We start from the raw sequence: 14,935 nt of genomic DNA on the forward strand, positions 1-14,935 counted from the left end.
GGGGCATGACCGGAATGGACGGGCGGGACACCGACCTGAAGAAGGAACTCGACGCCACGCTGCAGGCCCGCAGGGAGCTGGGTGAGGAGTACGACTCGGCGCTGGTGGAGTCGTTCCTGGAGAAGGTCGATCAGCGCATCGACTCGGCGGTGGAGCGCCGGGTGCGGCGGCAGATGGCGGAGCAGCAGATGGCGGCGGCCCGCGGCAGCCGGTCGCCGGAGGGCACCGACTCCTGGGGCGAGCGCTACGGCTTCGGCATCGTGTCGCTGGTGCTGGCGATCCCGCTGTCCGCGATCGGCGGCGGGGTGGGGCATCTGCCGGGCCTGCTGATCGCCTGGGCGGGCATCGTCGGGGTGAACGTGGTCCAGGCGGCCCGGACGAAGCCGGACCTGTTCCGCGGCCGCGGGAAGGGCAGGGCGGGCGAGTCGGACTGGGAGGACTGACTGCTTTTCCGGTTGTCCGGCGACCTGCTTCTCCGGTTGTCCGGCGACCTGCTTCTCCGGTTTTCCGGCGACGACGGCCGCGGCCGTCCATCGAGGAACCCCGACGGCGGACAACCGGGCCCGCGAGAGCGGCGGCGGTTCAGGCGCAGAGGGGGCTCCCGCCGTGGGAAGGCTTGCGCGGGGACCGCCGCACCCCCGTGAACCGGGGGGCGGGACGACGGCGGTCCCCGCGAGGGATGCGGGTCAGGCCGCGCATCCTGGCGTCCATGGAGGTCCGGGAGCCGCTCCGGAGGTCCTTGGACGTTCGGCGCCGGTCCGGGAGGGGAGCCTCCCAGTGCTCAACGCCTGGGTGGTACCCCCACTTCCCTGCCGACATCCACTACTGTGCCGGACGCGTGTTAAGCCGGTGCTGCGCGCACGTGACACGCTCGTACCACTTCCGCGAAGTCCGTCACCGCGTCGGCTGAACCGCAAGTACGCCCGGTGAACCGGGAGTTCACCGGGCGTTCGCCGCTACTTCCCGCTCTTGGCGAGGAAGGCCAGCAGGTCCTGACGGCTCACCACGCCGGTCGGCTTGCCCTCGACGAGGACGATGGCCGCGTCGGCCTTGCCGAGCACGTTCATCAGGTCGCCGACGGGCTCGCCGGAGCCGACCTGCGGCAGCGGGGCGGACATGTGCTTCTCCAGCGGGTCCTCCAGCGAGGCGCGCTTGCTGAACAGGGCGTCCAGGAGCTCGCGTTCGACGACCGAGCCGACCACCTCGGCGGCCATCACATCGGGGTGACCGGCGCCGGGCTTGACGACCGGCATCTGGGAGACGCCGTACTCGCGCAGCACCTCGATGGCCTGGCCGACGGTCTCCTCGGGGTGCATGTGGACCAGCGACGGCATGGCGCCGTGCTCCTTGTCGCTGAGCACGTCGCCGACGAGGGCGCTGGAGCCGCTGTCCTCCAGGAAGCCGTAGTCGGCCATCCACTCGTCGTTGAAGATCTTGCTGAGGTAGCCGCGGCCGCTGTCCGGCAGCAGCACGACCACCACGTCGTCCTCGGTGAGGCGCTCGGCGACCTTCAGCGCGGCGACGACCGCCATGCCGCAGGAGCCGCCCACCAGCAGGCCCTCCTCCTTGGCGAGGCGGCGGGTCATCTGGAAGGAGTCCTTGTCGGACACGGCGACGATCTCGTCGGCGACCGTGCGGTCGTAGGCGGTGGGCCAGAAGTCCTCACCGACACCCTCGACCAGGTACGGCCGGCCGGAGCCGCCGGAGTAGACGGAGCCCTCCGGGTCGGCGCCGATGACCTTCACCTTGCCGTCGGACGCCTCCTTCAGATAGCGGCCGGTGCCGGAGATGGTGCCGCCGGTGCCGACGCCCGCCACGAAGTGGGTGATCCGCCCCTCGGTCTGCTCCCACAGCTCGGGGCCGGTGGAGTGGTAGTGGGAGAGGGGGTTGTTGGGGTTGGAGTACTGGTCCGGCTTCCAGGCGCCCGGCGTCTCGCGCACGAGGCGGTCGGAGACGTTGTAGTAGGAGTCCGGGTGCTCGGGGGCGACGGCGGTCGGGCACACGACCACCTCGGCGCCGTAGGCCCGCAGGACGTTGATCTTGTCCGTGGAGACCTTGTCGGGGCACACGAAGATGCACTTGTAGCCCTTCTGCTGGGCCACGATGGCGAGCCCGACACCGGTGTTGCCACTGGTCGGCTCGACGATGGTGCCGCCGGGCTTGAGCGCGCCGCTCTCCTCCGCGGCCTCGATCATGCGCAGGGCGATGCGGTCCTTCACCGACCCGCCGGGGTTGAAGTACTCCACCTTGGCGAGGACGGTCGCCTTGATGCCCTTGGTCACGCTGTTGAGCCTCACCAGCGGGGTGTTGCCGACGAGGCTGATCATCGAGTCGTGGAATTGCACCGTTGTCTCCGGATGCTGCAAAAAGATGTGGTCGTAGTGGTTCCGCCAGCCTACGGCTCTTGAGGGCCGTTCACTCACTGTTGCGATTGGCCGACCTCCCGTACGGGGCAAGGAGTGGGTGTACGGGCAAGAGGAGGTGGCGGCGTCTCATGACGAGGATGTCGAGGGCGAGGGTGGCCCGGCGCATCGCGGCCGGGGCGGCGTACGGGGGCGGCGGTGTCGGGCTGGCCGGCGTGGCCGTCATGGGGCTGCTGCTGGCGGAGGCGCGGCTGGCCCGGCGGCACGTGGGCAACGGTGCGCTGCCGCATGTGCCGAAGGCGCAGGGCCTGTACGGCGCCGGGTACACGGTGCCGGGGCAGCCGCCGCTCAGGCTGACGCTGCTGGGGGACTCCACGGCCGCGGGCCAGGGCGTGCGCCGCTCCGGTCAGACACCGGGCGCGCTGCTGGCCTCCGGGCTCGCCGCGGTCGCCGAGCGGCCGGTGGATCTGCGCAACGTGGCCCTGCCGGGCGCCCGCTCCGACGACCTGGACCGCCAGGTGTCGCTCGCGCTGTCGGACCCCGGCCGTGTCCCCGACATCTGCGTGATCATGATCGGTGCGAACGACGTCACCCACCGCATGCCGCCCACCCGATCGGTGCGCTGTCTGGCGACGGCGGTACGGCGGCTGCGCACCGCCGGTGCGGAGGTCGTCGTCGGCACCTGCCCCGACCTGGGCACGATCGAGCCGGTGCAGCAGCCCCTGCGCTGGCTGGCCAGACGCGCCTCACGGCAGCTCGCGGCCGCCCAGACCATCGGCGTCGTCGAGCAGGGCGGCCGCACCGTCTCCCTGGGTGACCTGCTGGGCCCGGAGTTCGCGGCCAACCCGCGCGAGCTCTTCGGCCCCGACAACTACCACCCCTCCGCCGAGGGCTACGCCACCGCGGCGATGGCCGTCCTTCCCACCGTCTGCGCCGCTCTCGGCCTCTGGCCCGAGGAGGAGCGCCCCGACCTCACCCGCCGCGAGGGCTTCCTGCCCGTGGCCAAGGCGGCCGCCGAGGCGGCGTCGGAGGCCGGCACGGAGGTGACGGCGGCGATGACGACGGGCCCGAGGGGCCCCTGGGCGTTGCTGAAACGCAGGCGCAGGCGCCGGGTGCAGGAGCCGGGGCCGGCGCAGGCCCCGTCGGCCCAGCCGTCCTAGGCGCCGGGGAGCGCCCCGGCGTCCGCGGCGCCCCGAGTGGCGTGCCGGAAGGCACCCCGCGGCGAAGGGCGTCCCGCAAGGCACCCCGCGGCGGAGGGCGTCCCGCAAGGCACCCCACACCCCTAAGCAAGCGCTTGGAAAAGAGGTCCGCATCACACGGCGATTCCAGTGACCGCACGCCTACGTACCGGTAATTTCGCCGACGTACGCCATAACGACGCCGTCTGGAGCCGTGATGCCCGAAGCCGTGATCGTCTCAGCCGCCCGCTCCCCCATCGGCCGCGCCTTCAAGGGCTCCCTGAAGGACCTGCGCCCGGACGACCTGACCGCCACGATCATCCAGGCCGCCCTCGCCAAGATCCCCGAGCTGGACCCGAGGGACATCGACGACCTGATGCTCGGCTGCGGCCTCCCCGGCGGCGAGCAGGGCAACAACCTCGGCCGGATCGTCGCCGTGCAGATGGGCATGGACCACCTGCCGGGCTGCACGATCACCCGCTACTGCTCCTCGTCGCTGCAGACGAGCCGCATGGCCCTGCACGCCATCAAGGCGGGCGAGGGCGACGTCTTCATCTCGGCCGGCGTCGAGATGGTCTCCCGCTTCGTCAAGGGCAACTCCGACAGCCTGCCCGACACGCACAACCCGTTCTTCGCGGAGGCCGAGGCGCGCACCGCCGAGGTCGCCCAGCAGGAGGGCACCACCTGGCACGATCCGCGCGAGGACGGCCTGGTGCCGGACGCGTACATCGCGATGGGGCAGACCGCCGAGAACCTGGCGCGCTGGAAGGGCGTCACCCGGCAGGAGATGGACGAGTTCGGCGTCCGCTCGCAGAACCTCGCCGAGGAGGCCATCAAGAACGGCTTCTGGGAGCGCGAGATCACGCCGGTCACGCTGCCCGACGGCACGGTCGTCTCCAAGGACGACGGCCCGCGCGCCGGCGTCACCCTGGAAGGCGTCCAGGGCCTCAAGCCCGTCTTCCGCCCCGACGGCCTGGTCACCGCCGGCAACTGCTGCCCGCTGAACGACGGCGCCGCGGCCCTGGTCATCATGTCCGACACCAAGGCGCGCGAGCTGGGCCTGACCCCGCTCGCCCGGATCGTCTCCACCGGCGTCTCCGGCCTGTCCCCCGAGATCATGGGCCTCGGCCCGGTCGAGGCGTCGAAGCAGGCCCTGGCCCGCGCCGGTCTGACGATCGGCGACATCGACCTGGTCGAGATCAACGAGGCGTTCGCCGCGCAGGTGATCCCCTCCTACCGTGACCTGGGCATCGACCTGGACAAGCTGAACGTCAACGGCGGCGCCATCGCCGTCGGCCACCCCTTCGGCATGACCGGTGCCCGCATCACCGGCACGCTCATCAACTCCCTGCAGTTCCACGACAAGCAGTTCGGTCTGGAGACCATGTGCGTCGGCGGCGGCCAGGGCATGGCGATGGTCATCGAGCGCCTGAGCTGACCGACTTGGGGTGACCGCCGGGGCACCCAGCGTCACGCATCGGCCCGGAGTCCGAGAACCTTTCGGACTCCGGGTCGATTTGTGATCCAATCTCCCTCATGATGTGACCTACCTCCCTCCCGAAGGGATTTACGCAGCTCAGAGCCGTTTCTGCACCGGGCCCCCGACCCAAAGTCCTGTCCGTTTCGTGACGTTACGCACTGACAGCTGGATAGTCCGCCCTTCAAGCTGATGTAGGAAGTCGGGGGTCGACTTTGAACCGGGAGTACGTCAGTGAGCGCCATGCCGATCGCCTTGCTGGTCACCACGGCCGCCACCGGCGCCGTGGGCGTCGCCGTCCTGCGCACCCTCGTGGGGCTGCGCCGTCAGGTCGCCGCCCTGCGCACCGAGCTCGCTGAGGGCCGCGCCGGCGTGCGCACCCTCGTGCCCGCCGCCCGCGGCGCGGCCGACACCGACGAGATACGCGCCGCCGTCGCCGAGGCCCTGGCCGAGGAGCGCGAGCGCGAGCTCGCCGAGGCCCGCGCCTTCTGGGCCGCCCAGGAGGCCCGTGACGCCTCCGACACGCCCTCCCTGCTGGGTCTGGCCGACAGCGACCTGTTCCTGCCCCGGCAGGCCGATTTCGCGGGCCTGGAGCCGGTGTCCGAGGCCGCGCCGGAGGCCGACGAGTTCGCCGGGGAGTCCCCCGAGCTCGCCGCGGCCCGTCGCCGCCACCCCTCGCACCCGGACTTCGTCCCGGTCGCGTCCCCCGTCATGGGCGACCACGAGCGCACCATCACCACCCTGGAGGACCTCGCCACCTCCCGCGTGGAACTGACGGACGTCCGCCCCGGCCCGCTGGGCACCCTCGACGTCTACGTCTTCGCCGACGGCACCACCCTGTGCATGACGCCGGGTCACCGGGAGACCGCGGAGCGTCTGGCCTCCGCCCTGAACGCGGGCGACAAGCCCCATCTCCTGGGCGGCTCCGGCATCTCGGGCGCGTACACCCTGACGTTCCGGTGCGGCGAGGAGAACGTCTACGTCCTGGCCGACCGGGTCATAGCGTCCCTCTAGGGGCGCGGGGCTGTATCGATATGCGGCTCCGCCGCGTGGGCGCGACCGGCCACGCCGGACCGCGGGACGCGAACGGAGCTCAGATCCCCGCCCGCTTCTGCGCCTCTTCGACCAACCGCACGGCCTCGGCGACATCCGCGTCACTGGGCAACACCACGGCCAGATCCCGCCCCGCGACAGTCACCTGATCCGCCGCCGCGAACATCCCCGCGTCCGGCATCACCCGGGGCTCCGCCCCGGGCGACTCCAACTCCTGCGCCCACCGGGCGAGGGCCCGGGCCAACTCCAACGCCTCCGCCGCCGCCCCCCTCTGCAGCCGGCTCTGCGGAGCGGCCCGCAACCGGTCGGCGAAGTGATCCACGGCCCGGACGAGTCCCGTCGTATCAACCACCCCGCGAGACTACGCGCCCGCGCGGGAAGGCCGCCAATACCCGAGCGCACTGTTGCCAATACGCGAACGCTCAGGCACGGTGACCTGAAGGACCGGCTTACATCCCATGCATCCGGAGGCGCCGATGTCCCATGTCCTCTCCGAGGAGACCCACCGCAACCTGCTCGCCCGCATCCCCCACTGCACCGGTCGTGAGATCTCCGACTGGCTGCGCACCGTCGAGGAAGGCCCCTCCCTCCGCTTCGAGGAAAAGGTCAGCTGGCTGCGCCACGAGTACAACCTCGCGTACGGCCACGCCAAGGCGATCATCCACGAGTACGACCTGAGGAGGGCCGCGCGCAAACTGCTCTGAGCGCGCACGACGGACCGGTACGGCACCCAGACACGACGAAGGGCCCCGGGGCGAACCCGGGGCCCTTCTCGACGGTCACGGAGCCGGCGTCCGCCGGTCCGGTCAGTCGTCGCCGCTGAAGATGGCGACCAGCCGCAGCATCTCGACGTAGATCCAGACCAGGGTCATGGTCAGGCCGAACGCGGCCAGCCAGGACTCGTCGCGCGGGGCGCCGTAGGCGATGCCGTCCTCGATCTGCTTGAAGTCGAGGGTCAGGAAGAACGCGCCGAGCACGATGGCGATGATGCCCACGATCGCACCGAGCGGGCCGAAGCTGCGCAGTCCGCCGTCCTCGGCGGCGCCGAAGGCGACCATGAGCAGGTTGACCGCCATCACCAGGATGAACGCCAGGGCGATGGCCATGCCGATCCGGGCGTAGCGCGCGGTGACGCGGACCCAGCCGGCCTTGTAGACGACCAGCGTGGCGGCCGAGACGGCCATGGTGCCGAGCACCGCCTGGAAGGGGGCGCCGGACCAGCGGCTGTTGAACATCTCGCTGATCACGCCGAGGAAGACGCCCTCAAGGGCGGCGTACGACAGGATCAGCGCGGGCGATGCCTTGCGCTTGAACGACTGGACCATCGCCAGCACGAAGGCGACGAGTCCGGCGCCGACGGCAAGGCCGTAGCTGGTGGACGACACCGGCAGGAGGGCCCACGCGAGCACGGCGCCGAGGGCGACGGTGCCGAGCGTGATGCCGGTGCGCATGACGACGTCGTCCATCGTCATCCGGCCGGTGGTGACCGGGGCCTGCGGCGGCGCGCCGTACTGCAGGTCCTGCTGGGCGTACGGGTTCTGCGCGTAGGGGTTCTGCGCGTACGGGTTGGCACCCGCCGGCTGGGCGTACGGGTTGCCCTGCGTGCCGACAGCCCCGGCCTGCGGCGCGGTGTTGAAGCCCGCGTAGCCGTTGTCGCGGCTGAACCCCCGTCGCGAGAAGACCGGGTTGCTGCTCCTCATTTCACTCCTCCATGGCCACACTGCGCAGCCTTGGCTCAAGAGTAATAGAAAGGCAAAGGAATGACCCTAGTGCTTGGGGAGGATCTTTCCCCTGCTGTGCTGCGCAACACGCTACGCGGCCCGGTGATTCCCGCCACTGGCGGGTCGTACTCATGACGAAGCCGGTACACATCCGGAACCGGCCGGAGATCGCCGCCCGGCCCCCGGAGCGAGCCGGGCTGTCGAACGAAGGTTCGTTCGCGGGGGCGGAACGGCGTGGAGGTGCCCGGAACCGGACTCGAACCGGTACGCCCGCGAGGGGCAGCGAGGTTTAAGCTCGCCGTGTCTGCATTCCACCATCCGGGCAGGCCATGGGCTCCGCTTCGGCTGTCGAGCCTATCGGGGCGCGCCCCCCGAACAGCTGAGTCGCGAACCCATGTTGTCTTATTTTATTGACGTCTGAGGGAGCATCAGCCCGTGGTACGGGCCATCCGCACTTGCCACTAGCCTGACGCGCGGTGACGCACGGCGTATGCGGAATGACGGAATTTCACCGCCCCGGACGGGCCCCCCGCAAGGGCGCCCGAGACGCCCTCGACCAGGGCTTGAGTCGGGGTCGCCCGTCATCCCCAGGTATGACGGCCAGGCGCCCGGTCCGACCGGAGACGGCCCCCGGAACCGGCGCAGCGGCTGACTACAGGGCTCCGCCCCGGCTGGACGATGGATCGAGTCCTTCGCACATCCCCGTCCCGACAGGAGCGCCTTCCCGTGACCACGACACCCCTCGCCGGCCGCGCCACCGCGGTGGCCGCACGCGCCACGGAGCTGTCCAAGATCTATGGACAGGGCGAGACCCAGGTGGTCGCCCTCGACCGGGTCTCCGTCGAGTTCCGCCAGGCCGAGTTCACCGCGATCATGGGTCCCTCCGGCTCCGGCAAGTCCACGCTGATGCACTGCGTGGCCGGACTCGACAGCTTCTCCTCGGGCTCGGTGCGCATCGGCGACACCGAGCTGGGCTCCCTGAAGGACAAGCAGCTCACCAGGTTGCGCCGGGACAAGATCGGCTTCATCTTCCAGGCGTTCAACCTGCTGCCGACGCTGACCGCGCTGGAGAACATCACCCTGCCGATGGACATCGCGGGCCGTAAGCCGGACAAGCAGTGGCTGGACACCGTCATCGAGATGGTCGGCCTGTCCGGGCGGCTCGGCCACCGCCCCTCGCAGCTCTCCGGCGGCCAGCAGCAGCGCGTCGCGGTCGCCCGCGCGCTCGCCTCCCGGCCCGACATCGTCTTCGGCGACGAGCCCACCGGCAACCTCGACTCCCGCTCCGGCGCCGAGGTGCTGGGCTTCCTGCGCAACTCGGTGCGCGAGCTGGGCCAGACCGTCGTCATGGTCACCCACGACCCCGTCGCCGCCGCCTACGCGGACCGGGTGGTCTTCCTCGCCGACGGCCGGATCGTGGACGAGATGTACGGCCCGAGCGCCGACGGCGTCCTCGACCGTATGAAGCAGTTCGACGCGAAGGGCCGTACCTCCTGATGTTCCGCACCGCCCTGCGCAACGTCCTCGCGCACAAGGCCCGGCTGATGATGACCGTCCTCGCCGTGATGCTCGGCGTGGCCTTCGTCTCCGGGACACTGGTGTTCACCAGCACCATCTCCGACGCCTACCAGAAGAGCTTCGCCAAGGGCTTCGACCAGGTCGACGTGGCCGTGGAGCCCGAGCACCGGGAGGCGTCCGGCGACCGGGTCGGCAAGACGCCCGAGCTGCCCCAGTCGCTGCTCGAGCGGAGCACCGAGGTCCCCGGCGCCGCCTCCGCGATCGGCGTGGTCACCGGCTACACCGCCCTCGCCGACAAGGACGGCAAGCTGATCGGCGACGGCTTCCAGTCCCAGGGCGGCAACTACTGGGGCGCCGAGGACCCGCGCTACCCCCTGACCGCCGGACGCGCCCCGCACGGCACCGGCGAGGTGCTGCTGGACGAGAAGACGGCCGAGCGCGCCGGGTACGAGGTCGGCGACACCGTCCGCCTGTCCGTGGACGGCCCCGTGCTCACCCCGAGGATCACCGGCGTCTTCACCACCGACGACGGCAATGTCGCCGCGGGCGGCAGCCTCGCCCTGTTCGACACCGCCTCCGCGCAGAAGCTGTTCGGCAAGCCGGGCACGTACGACCAGATCGACGTCAAGGCGGCGGCCGGCACCTCCCAGGAGCAGCTGAAGGCCGCCCTCGACAAGGCGCTGCCCCGGGATCTGGTGGAGACCACGACCGGTCGGCAGCTCGCCGACGACCAGGCCGAGCTGATCGCCTCCTCGATGAGCGGTCTGAAGCAGGGCCTGCTGGTCTTCGCCGGGATCGCGCTGTTCGTCGGCACCTTCATCATCGCCAACACCTTCACCATGCTGGTCGCCCAGCGCACCAAGGAGCTGGCGCTGCTGCGCGCCGTCGGCGCCTCCCGCCGGCAGGTGACGCGGTCGGTGCTGGTCGAGGCGTTCGTGGTCGGCGCGGTCGCCGGTGTCACCGGTCTGCTCGCCGGTGTGGGCATCGGCGCGGGCCTCAAGGCGCTGATGGGCACCCTGGGCGCGACCGTCCCGGACGGCCCGCTGGTGATCGCGCCCAGCACGGTCGTCACCGCCCTCGTGGTGGGCATCGTGATCACCATGCTGGCCGCGTGGCTGCCCGGCCGCCGGGCCGCGAAGATCCCGCCGGTGGCGGCGATGAGCAGCGTGCACGCCAAGGCCACCACCAAGTCGCTGGTGCTGCGCAACACCATCGGCGCGCTGTTCTCCGCGGCCGGTGTGGCGGTCGTCCTCGGGGCGACCACGATGAGCGGCTCCGACGGCCAGGCCCCGATGGGGCTGGGCGCGGTCCTGCTGATCATCGGCGTGTTCGTGCTGACCCCGCTGCTGTCGCGTCCGCTGATCGCGGCCGCCGCCCCGCTGCTGCGCGCCTTCGGCGTCTCCGGCAAGCTGGCCCGGCAGAACTCGGTGCGCAATCCGCGCCGTACCGCCGCCACCGCCTCCGCGCTGATGATCGGCCTGACGCTGATCACCGGTATGACGGTGATGGCGGGCAGCCTGCAGAAGTCGATCGACAAGATGGCCTCGGCCTCCCTGAAGGCGGACTACGTCGTCTCGATGGCCAACGGCAACAGCCTGTCGCCGGACGTCGAGCGGAAGCTGAAGCGGGTCGAGGGCGTCACCGCGACCAGCCCGATGCGCAACTCGCCCTCCCGGATCGGCGGCGAGACGGAGTACCTGACCGGCGTCGACGGGCCCGTCATCGCCGAGCTGACCGACCTCGCCGTCGACGAGGGCTCCTTCACGGTCGCCGGACGCGAGGTCGTGGTCGACGACGGCACGGCGGCGTCGCACGGCTGGCGCGCCGGTTCGTCGTTCACGGTGGCCTACGAGGACGGCGCCCGGCAGCGGCTGACCGTCGCCGGGGTCTACCAGGGCAACGACATGATCAACGGCATCCTCGTGGACAACGCCGCGCTCGCCCCGCACCAGGACGAGCCGAGCGACATGACGGTGCTGGTGAAGACGGCCGGCGGCGCCTCGCAGGCGACCGAGGACCGCCTGGAGCGGGCCCTGGGCTCCAACCCGGCGATCAGCGTCCAGGACCAGAAGGACATCTCCCGTGAGATCGCGCAGATGTTCACGCTGATGCTGAACATGCTCTACGGCCTGCTGGCCATGGCGGTGATCGTGGCGGTCCTCGGTGTCATCAACACCCTGGCCATGTCGGTGTTCGAGCGCTCCCAGGAGATCGGCATGCTCCGGGCGATCGGGCTGGACCGCCGTGCGGTGAAGCGGATGGTCCGCCTGGAGTCGCTGGTGATCTCCCTGTTCGGCGGGGTGCTCGGCGTCGGGCTCGGGGTGTTCTTCGGCTGGGCGGCCGGTGAGCTGCTGGGCACGCGCATGGCGACGTACGAACTGGTGCTGCCGTGGGGCCGGATGGCCGTGTTCCTGCTGCTGGCCGCGGGGGTCGGCATGCTGGCCGCGCTGTGGCCGGCCCGGCGCGCGGCCCGGCTGAACATGCTGACGGCCATCAAGTCGGAGTAGGCGTACGGCAGGAAGGGCCCCGTTCTCCTGGAGAGCGGGGCCCTTTGGCGTTCCGTCAGTTCCAGGTGCGCGAGCGCAGCGGCATCCCGGAGGCGCCCGAGGCGGGGGTGCGCACCGCGAGGACCTGGTTGACGCCGATGCGGTGGTGCTCGAAGGCGAGGGCGGAGGCGGCCATGTACAGCCGCCAGACCCGGGCCCGCCCGGCGCCGGCGAGCCGGGCGGCGTGTTCCCAGTGCTCCTCCAGGTTGGCCACCCAGCGGCGCAGGGTGAGGCCGTAGTGCTCGCGGATCGACTCCAGGTCGCGGACCTCGAACCCGGCCCGCTCCAGGGCCGCCACGGTGGCGCCGACGGGCTGGAGTTCGCCGTCGGGGAAGACGTAGGCGTCGATGAAGGGGTCCACGCGGTAGGAGCCCTCGTCGCTCTGCGGGCGGCGCGCGATCTGGTGGTTGAGGAGCCGTCCGCCGGGGGCGAGCAGGCCGTGCAGATGGCGGGCGTACTCCAGGTACCGCTCGGCGCCGACGTGTTCGGCCATGCCGATGGAGGAGATCGCGTCGTAGGGGCCGTCGGTGACGTCCCGGTAGTCCTGGACGCGGATCTCCACCCTGTCGGTCAGTCCCTCGTCGGCGACGCGCTTGCGGGCGTAGGCGGCCTGTTCCTGGGACAGGGTGATCCCGACGACGCTGACGCCGTGCTCGCGGGCCGCGTGGATCGCCATGGACCCCCAGCCGCAGCCGACGTCGAGGAGCCACTGACCGGGCCTCAGGGCGAGCTTGCGGCAGACGAGTTCGAGCTTGTCGCGCTGGGCGTCCTCCAGCGTCCCGCCGTCCTGCCAGTAGGCGCAGGAGTACACCATGGACGGGCCGAGGACGAGTTCGTAGAAGTCGTTGCCGACGTCGTAGTGGTGGCTGATGGCGCGCCGGTCGGTGCGGCGGGTGTGCAGATGGCCGGGGCGGCGCACCTCCTCGGGCGGCGGCGCGGGCGGCAGCGGGAGCCCGCCGAGCCTCACCAGCGCGGCGGCGGCGGCGCGTGCCTCGGGGTCGGCGAGGGCCTGGCGCAGGGTCCGCGCGTCCTCGCCGCGCTCCCAGACCAGGCCCGCCATCCGGTCCAGGACGGCGTACAGATCGCCCTCGACCTCCAGGTCCCCGGCGACCCAGGCGCGGGCCAGGCCCAGCTCGCCCGGTTTGAACAGCAGCCGCCGCAGGGCACGGCGGTTGCGCACCACCAGCGCGGGGGCGTCCGGGGGGCCGGCCTCGGAACCGTCCCAGGCGCGGATACGGACCGGGAGTTCGGCTCCCAGCACCTGTTCGAGCAGGCTCTTCAGCCGCGGCGCGACGTCGGCCATGGCGCACACACCTCCGATAGGGGCCTCTCCGGCTCGGCGGAGGGCGCCGGCCGGGGAAGTGCGTTCCGGGTGTCTGACTCCACGTAAACACCTGGGCGCCCGGCCCGCAGTCCCCCACGCGCGTCATATCCGCGCAAATACTCCGGGCAGGCGGCGGCCGCCGGACAACGCCGAAGGACCTCCCGCACCACGGATGGCAGGAGGTCCTTCGGCGTTGTGACCGTGTGGTCGGACGGGCCCTGGGTCAGGATGCCTTGGCCCGCTCCTCGGTCTTCGGGGCGACGGCGGCCGGGGCGGGCGCCGGCTTGGCGGCCTCGTAGAACTCCTCGCGGGGAGTCTCCAGGGCGCCGAGCGAGACGACCTCGCGCTTGAGGAACATGCCGAGCGTCCAGTCCGCGAAGACGCGGATCTTGCGGTTCCAGGTCGGCATGGCCAGACCGTGGTAGCCGCGGTGCATGTACCAGGCGAGCCGGCCCTTGAGCTTGATCTTGAACTTGCCCAGGACGATCATCGCGACGCCCTTGTGCAGGCCGAGACCCGCGACCGCGCCCTTGTTGGCGTGGCTGTACTCCTTCTGCGGGAAGCCCCGCATGCCGGAGATCACGTTGTCGCCGAGGACCTTGGCCTGGCGCAGCGCGTGCTGGGCGTTGGGCGGGCACCAGGCGTTCTCGTTGCCCGCCTTGCGGCCGACGAGGTCCGGGACCTGGGCGTTGTCGCCGGCGGTCCAGATGTAGTCGGTGCCCTTGACCTGGAGGGTGGGCTCGGCGTCGACGTGACCGCGGGGGCCGAGCGGCAGGCCGAAGCGGGCGAGCGCCGGGTTGGGCTTGACGCCGGCGGTCCACACGATGGTGTTGGAGTCGACCTCCAGGCCGTTCTTCAGCACCACGTGGCCGTCGACGCAGGAGTCCATGGAGGTGGAGAGGTAGATCTCCACGCCACGGCTCTCCAGGTGCTCCTTGCCGTACTGGCCGAGCTTGGGGCCGACCTCGGGGAGGATCTTGTCGGCGGCGTCGACGAGGATGAAGCGCATGTCCTCGCGGGACACGTTCTTGTAGTACTTGGCCGCGTCGCGGGCCATGTCCTCGACCTCACCGATCGTCTCCGCGCCGGCGAAGCCGCCGCCGATGAAGACGAAGGTGAGCGCCTTGCGGCGGATCTCCTCGTCGGTGGTGGAGTCGGCCTTGTCCAGCTGCTCCAGGACGTGGTTGCGCAGGCCGATGGCCTCCTCGATGCCCTTCATGCCGATGCCCTGCTCGGCGAGGCCGGGGATCGGGAAGGTGCGGGAGACGGCGCCGAGCGCGATGACCAGGTAGTCGAAGGGCAGCTCGTACGCCTCGCCGACCAGCGGGGCGACGGTGGCGACCTTGCGGTCCTGGTCGATGGTGGTGACCCGGCCGGTGAGGACCTCCGCCTTGGGCAGCACGCGTCGCAGCGGGACGACGACGTGACGCGGGGAGATGCTGCCGGCGGCGGTTTCGGGGAGGAAGGGCTGGTAGGTCATGTACGACCGCGGGTCGACGACCGTGACGGTCGCCTCGCCGTAGCGCATCTTCTTCAGGATGCGCCGAGCTGCGTACAGGCCTACGTACCCACCGCCTACTACGAGGATCCTGGGACGCTCCGTGGTGCTCATGCCATCGAGTATCCACCCGCCTCAGGGGGGTCGCTCGTGCGCCCCTTCACAAGCTTCGGTGGACCCCGTGTTACACTCCGCCGCCCACGTGACCCAGGCCACGCTACGGATCGGGAACCGGGCGGTGGCCTGGACCGTTGTCC

General features: G+C 71.1%; 12 protein-coding genes and 1 tRNA gene. 7 read left to right on the top strand and 6 right to left on the bottom strand.

What is annotated here, in order from left to right:
* Window positions 1-5 precede the first annotated feature (5 nt).
* The gene (locus ACSU6M_RS13980) at window positions 6-443 is read left to right on the top strand and encodes a hypothetical protein (protein ID WP_437070023.1); all 438 of its coding nucleotides are present in this window, start codon (window positions 6-8) and stop codon (window positions 441-443) included.
* Between the two features lie 513 nt (window positions 444-956).
* Here the strand turns inward: ACSU6M_RS13980 and ACSU6M_RS13985 are convergent.
* On the bottom strand, window positions 957-2,345 hold the full coding sequence (locus ACSU6M_RS13985) for a cystathionine beta-synthase (RefSeq protein WP_437070025.1): 1,389 nt from the start codon (window positions 2,343-2,345) through the stop codon (window positions 957-959).
* A gap of 149 nt (window positions 2,346-2,494) precedes the next feature.
* Between ACSU6M_RS13985 and ACSU6M_RS13990 the strand changes: the two genes are divergently transcribed.
* The 3 genes from ACSU6M_RS13990 to ACSU6M_RS14000 all read left to right on the top strand — a co-directional run bounded on the left by ACSU6M_RS13990 (window position 2,495) and on the right by ACSU6M_RS14000 (window position 6,032).
* Entirely contained in the window at window positions 2,495-3,523 is a 1,029-nt protein-coding gene (locus tag ACSU6M_RS13990) for an SGNH/GDSL hydrolase family protein (RefSeq protein WP_437070027.1), read from the top strand.
* Window positions 3,524-3,758: 235 nt separating this feature from the next.
* The gene (locus ACSU6M_RS13995; protein WP_437070029.1) at window positions 3,759-4,979 is read left to right on the top strand and encodes an acetyl-CoA C-acetyltransferase; all 1,221 of its coding nucleotides are present in this window, start codon (window positions 3,759-3,761) and stop codon (window positions 4,977-4,979) included.
* A 273-nt stretch (window positions 4,980-5,252) separates the two neighbouring features.
* Entirely contained in the window at window positions 5,253-6,032 is a 780-nt protein-coding gene (locus tag ACSU6M_RS14000) for a hypothetical protein (RefSeq protein WP_437070031.1), read from the top strand.
* Window positions 6,033-6,111: 79 nt separating this feature from the next.
* On the opposite strand, the gene ACSU6M_RS14005 is transcribed toward ACSU6M_RS14000, so the two are convergent.
* The gene (locus ACSU6M_RS14005) at window positions 6,112-6,423 is read right to left on the bottom strand and encodes a hypothetical protein (protein ID WP_437070033.1); all 312 of its coding nucleotides are present in this window, start codon (window positions 6,421-6,423) and stop codon (window positions 6,112-6,114) included.
* 124 nt (window positions 6,424-6,547) lie between these two features.
* On the opposite strand from ACSU6M_RS14005, the gene ACSU6M_RS14010 reads away from it, so the two are divergent.
* Window positions 6,548-6,775 (top strand): DUF4287 domain-containing protein, encoded by a 228-nt coding sequence (locus tag ACSU6M_RS14010; protein ID WP_437070035.1) that lies wholly within the window; start codon window positions 6,548-6,550, stop codon window positions 6,773-6,775.
* A gap of 102 nt (window positions 6,776-6,877) precedes the next feature.
* Here the strand turns inward: ACSU6M_RS14010 and ACSU6M_RS14015 are convergent, their stop codons facing one another.
* Together ACSU6M_RS14015 and ACSU6M_RS14020 are read right to left on the bottom strand one after the other, a co-directional pair.
* The gene (locus ACSU6M_RS14015) at window positions 6,878-7,771 is read right to left on the bottom strand and encodes a Bax inhibitor-1/YccA family protein (RefSeq protein ID WP_437070037.1); all 894 of its coding nucleotides are present in this window, start codon (window positions 7,769-7,771) and stop codon (window positions 6,878-6,880) included.
* Window positions 7,772-8,033: 262 nt separating this feature from the next.
* Window positions 8,034-8,116: transfer RNA gene (locus ACSU6M_RS14020), tRNA-Leu, on the bottom strand.
* A 402-nt stretch (window positions 8,117-8,518) separates the two neighbouring features.
* Between ACSU6M_RS14020 and ACSU6M_RS14025 the strand changes: the two genes are divergently transcribed.
* Window positions 8,519-9,289 carry an ABC transporter ATP-binding protein gene (locus ACSU6M_RS14025; RefSeq protein WP_437070038.1) on the top strand — a complete coding sequence of 257 codons (771 nt, stop codon included), beginning with the start codon at window positions 8,519-8,521 and terminating at the stop codon, window positions 9,287-9,289.
* Window positions 9,289-11,817, top strand: coding sequence for an ABC transporter permease (locus tag ACSU6M_RS14030; RefSeq protein WP_437070039.1), 2,529 nt, complete (start codon window positions 9,289-9,291; stop codon window positions 11,815-11,817). The genes ACSU6M_RS14025 and ACSU6M_RS14030 overlap by 1 nt, the downstream gene beginning before the upstream one ends.
* Window positions 11,818-11,872: 55 nt before the next feature.
* On the opposite strand, the gene ACSU6M_RS14035 is transcribed toward ACSU6M_RS14030, so the two are convergent.
* Window positions 11,873-13,159, bottom strand: a complete 1,287-nt coding sequence (locus ACSU6M_RS14035; protein WP_437070040.1) for a class I SAM-dependent methyltransferase — start codon at window positions 13,157-13,159, stop codon at window positions 11,873-11,875.
* A gap of 244 nt (window positions 13,160-13,403) precedes the next feature.
* Window positions 13,404-14,792 carry an NAD(P)/FAD-dependent oxidoreductase gene (locus tag ACSU6M_RS14040; RefSeq protein WP_437070041.1) on the bottom strand — a complete coding sequence of 463 codons (1,389 nt, stop codon included), beginning with the start codon at window positions 14,790-14,792 and terminating at the stop codon, window positions 13,404-13,406.
* Window positions 14,793-14,935: the final 143 nt, after the last annotated feature.

The sequence above is a fragment of the Streptomyces sp. enrichment culture genome (assembly GCF_964272895.1).
In the GTDB taxonomy this organism is placed as follows: domain Bacteria; phylum Actinomycetota; class Actinomycetes; order Streptomycetales; family Streptomycetaceae; genus Streptomyces.

Bases quoted from the DNA above. Each gene is read 5' to 3' on its own strand.
- ACSU6M_RS13980 (WP_437070023.1), top strand. From the start codon at position 6: ATGACCGGAATGGACGGGCGGGACACCGACCTGAAGAAGGAACTCGAC.
- ACSU6M_RS13990 (WP_437070027.1), top strand. From the start codon at position 2,495: ATGACGAGGATGTCGAGGGCGAGGGTGGCCCGGCGCATCGCGGCCGGG.
- ACSU6M_RS13995 (WP_437070029.1), top strand. From the start codon at position 3,759: ATGCCCGAAGCCGTGATCGTCTCAGCCGCCCGCTCCCCCATCGGCCGC.
- ACSU6M_RS14010 (WP_437070035.1), top strand. From the start codon at position 6,548: ATGTCCCATGTCCTCTCCGAGGAGACCCACCGCAACCTGCTCGCCCGC.
- ACSU6M_RS14015 (WP_437070037.1), bottom strand. From the start codon at position 7,771: ATGAGGAGCAGCAACCCGGTCTTCTCGCGACGGGGGTTCAGCCGCGAC.
- ACSU6M_RS14030 (WP_437070039.1), top strand. From the start codon at position 9,289: ATGTTCCGCACCGCCCTGCGCAACGTCCTCGCGCACAAGGCCCGGCTG.
- ACSU6M_RS14035 (WP_437070040.1), bottom strand. From the start codon at position 13,159: ATGGCCGACGTCGCGCCGCGGCTGAAGAGCCTGCTCGAACAGGTGCTG.
- ACSU6M_RS14040 (WP_437070041.1), bottom strand. From the start codon at position 14,792: ATGAGCACCACGGAGCGTCCCAGGATCCTCGTAGTAGGCGGTGGGTAC.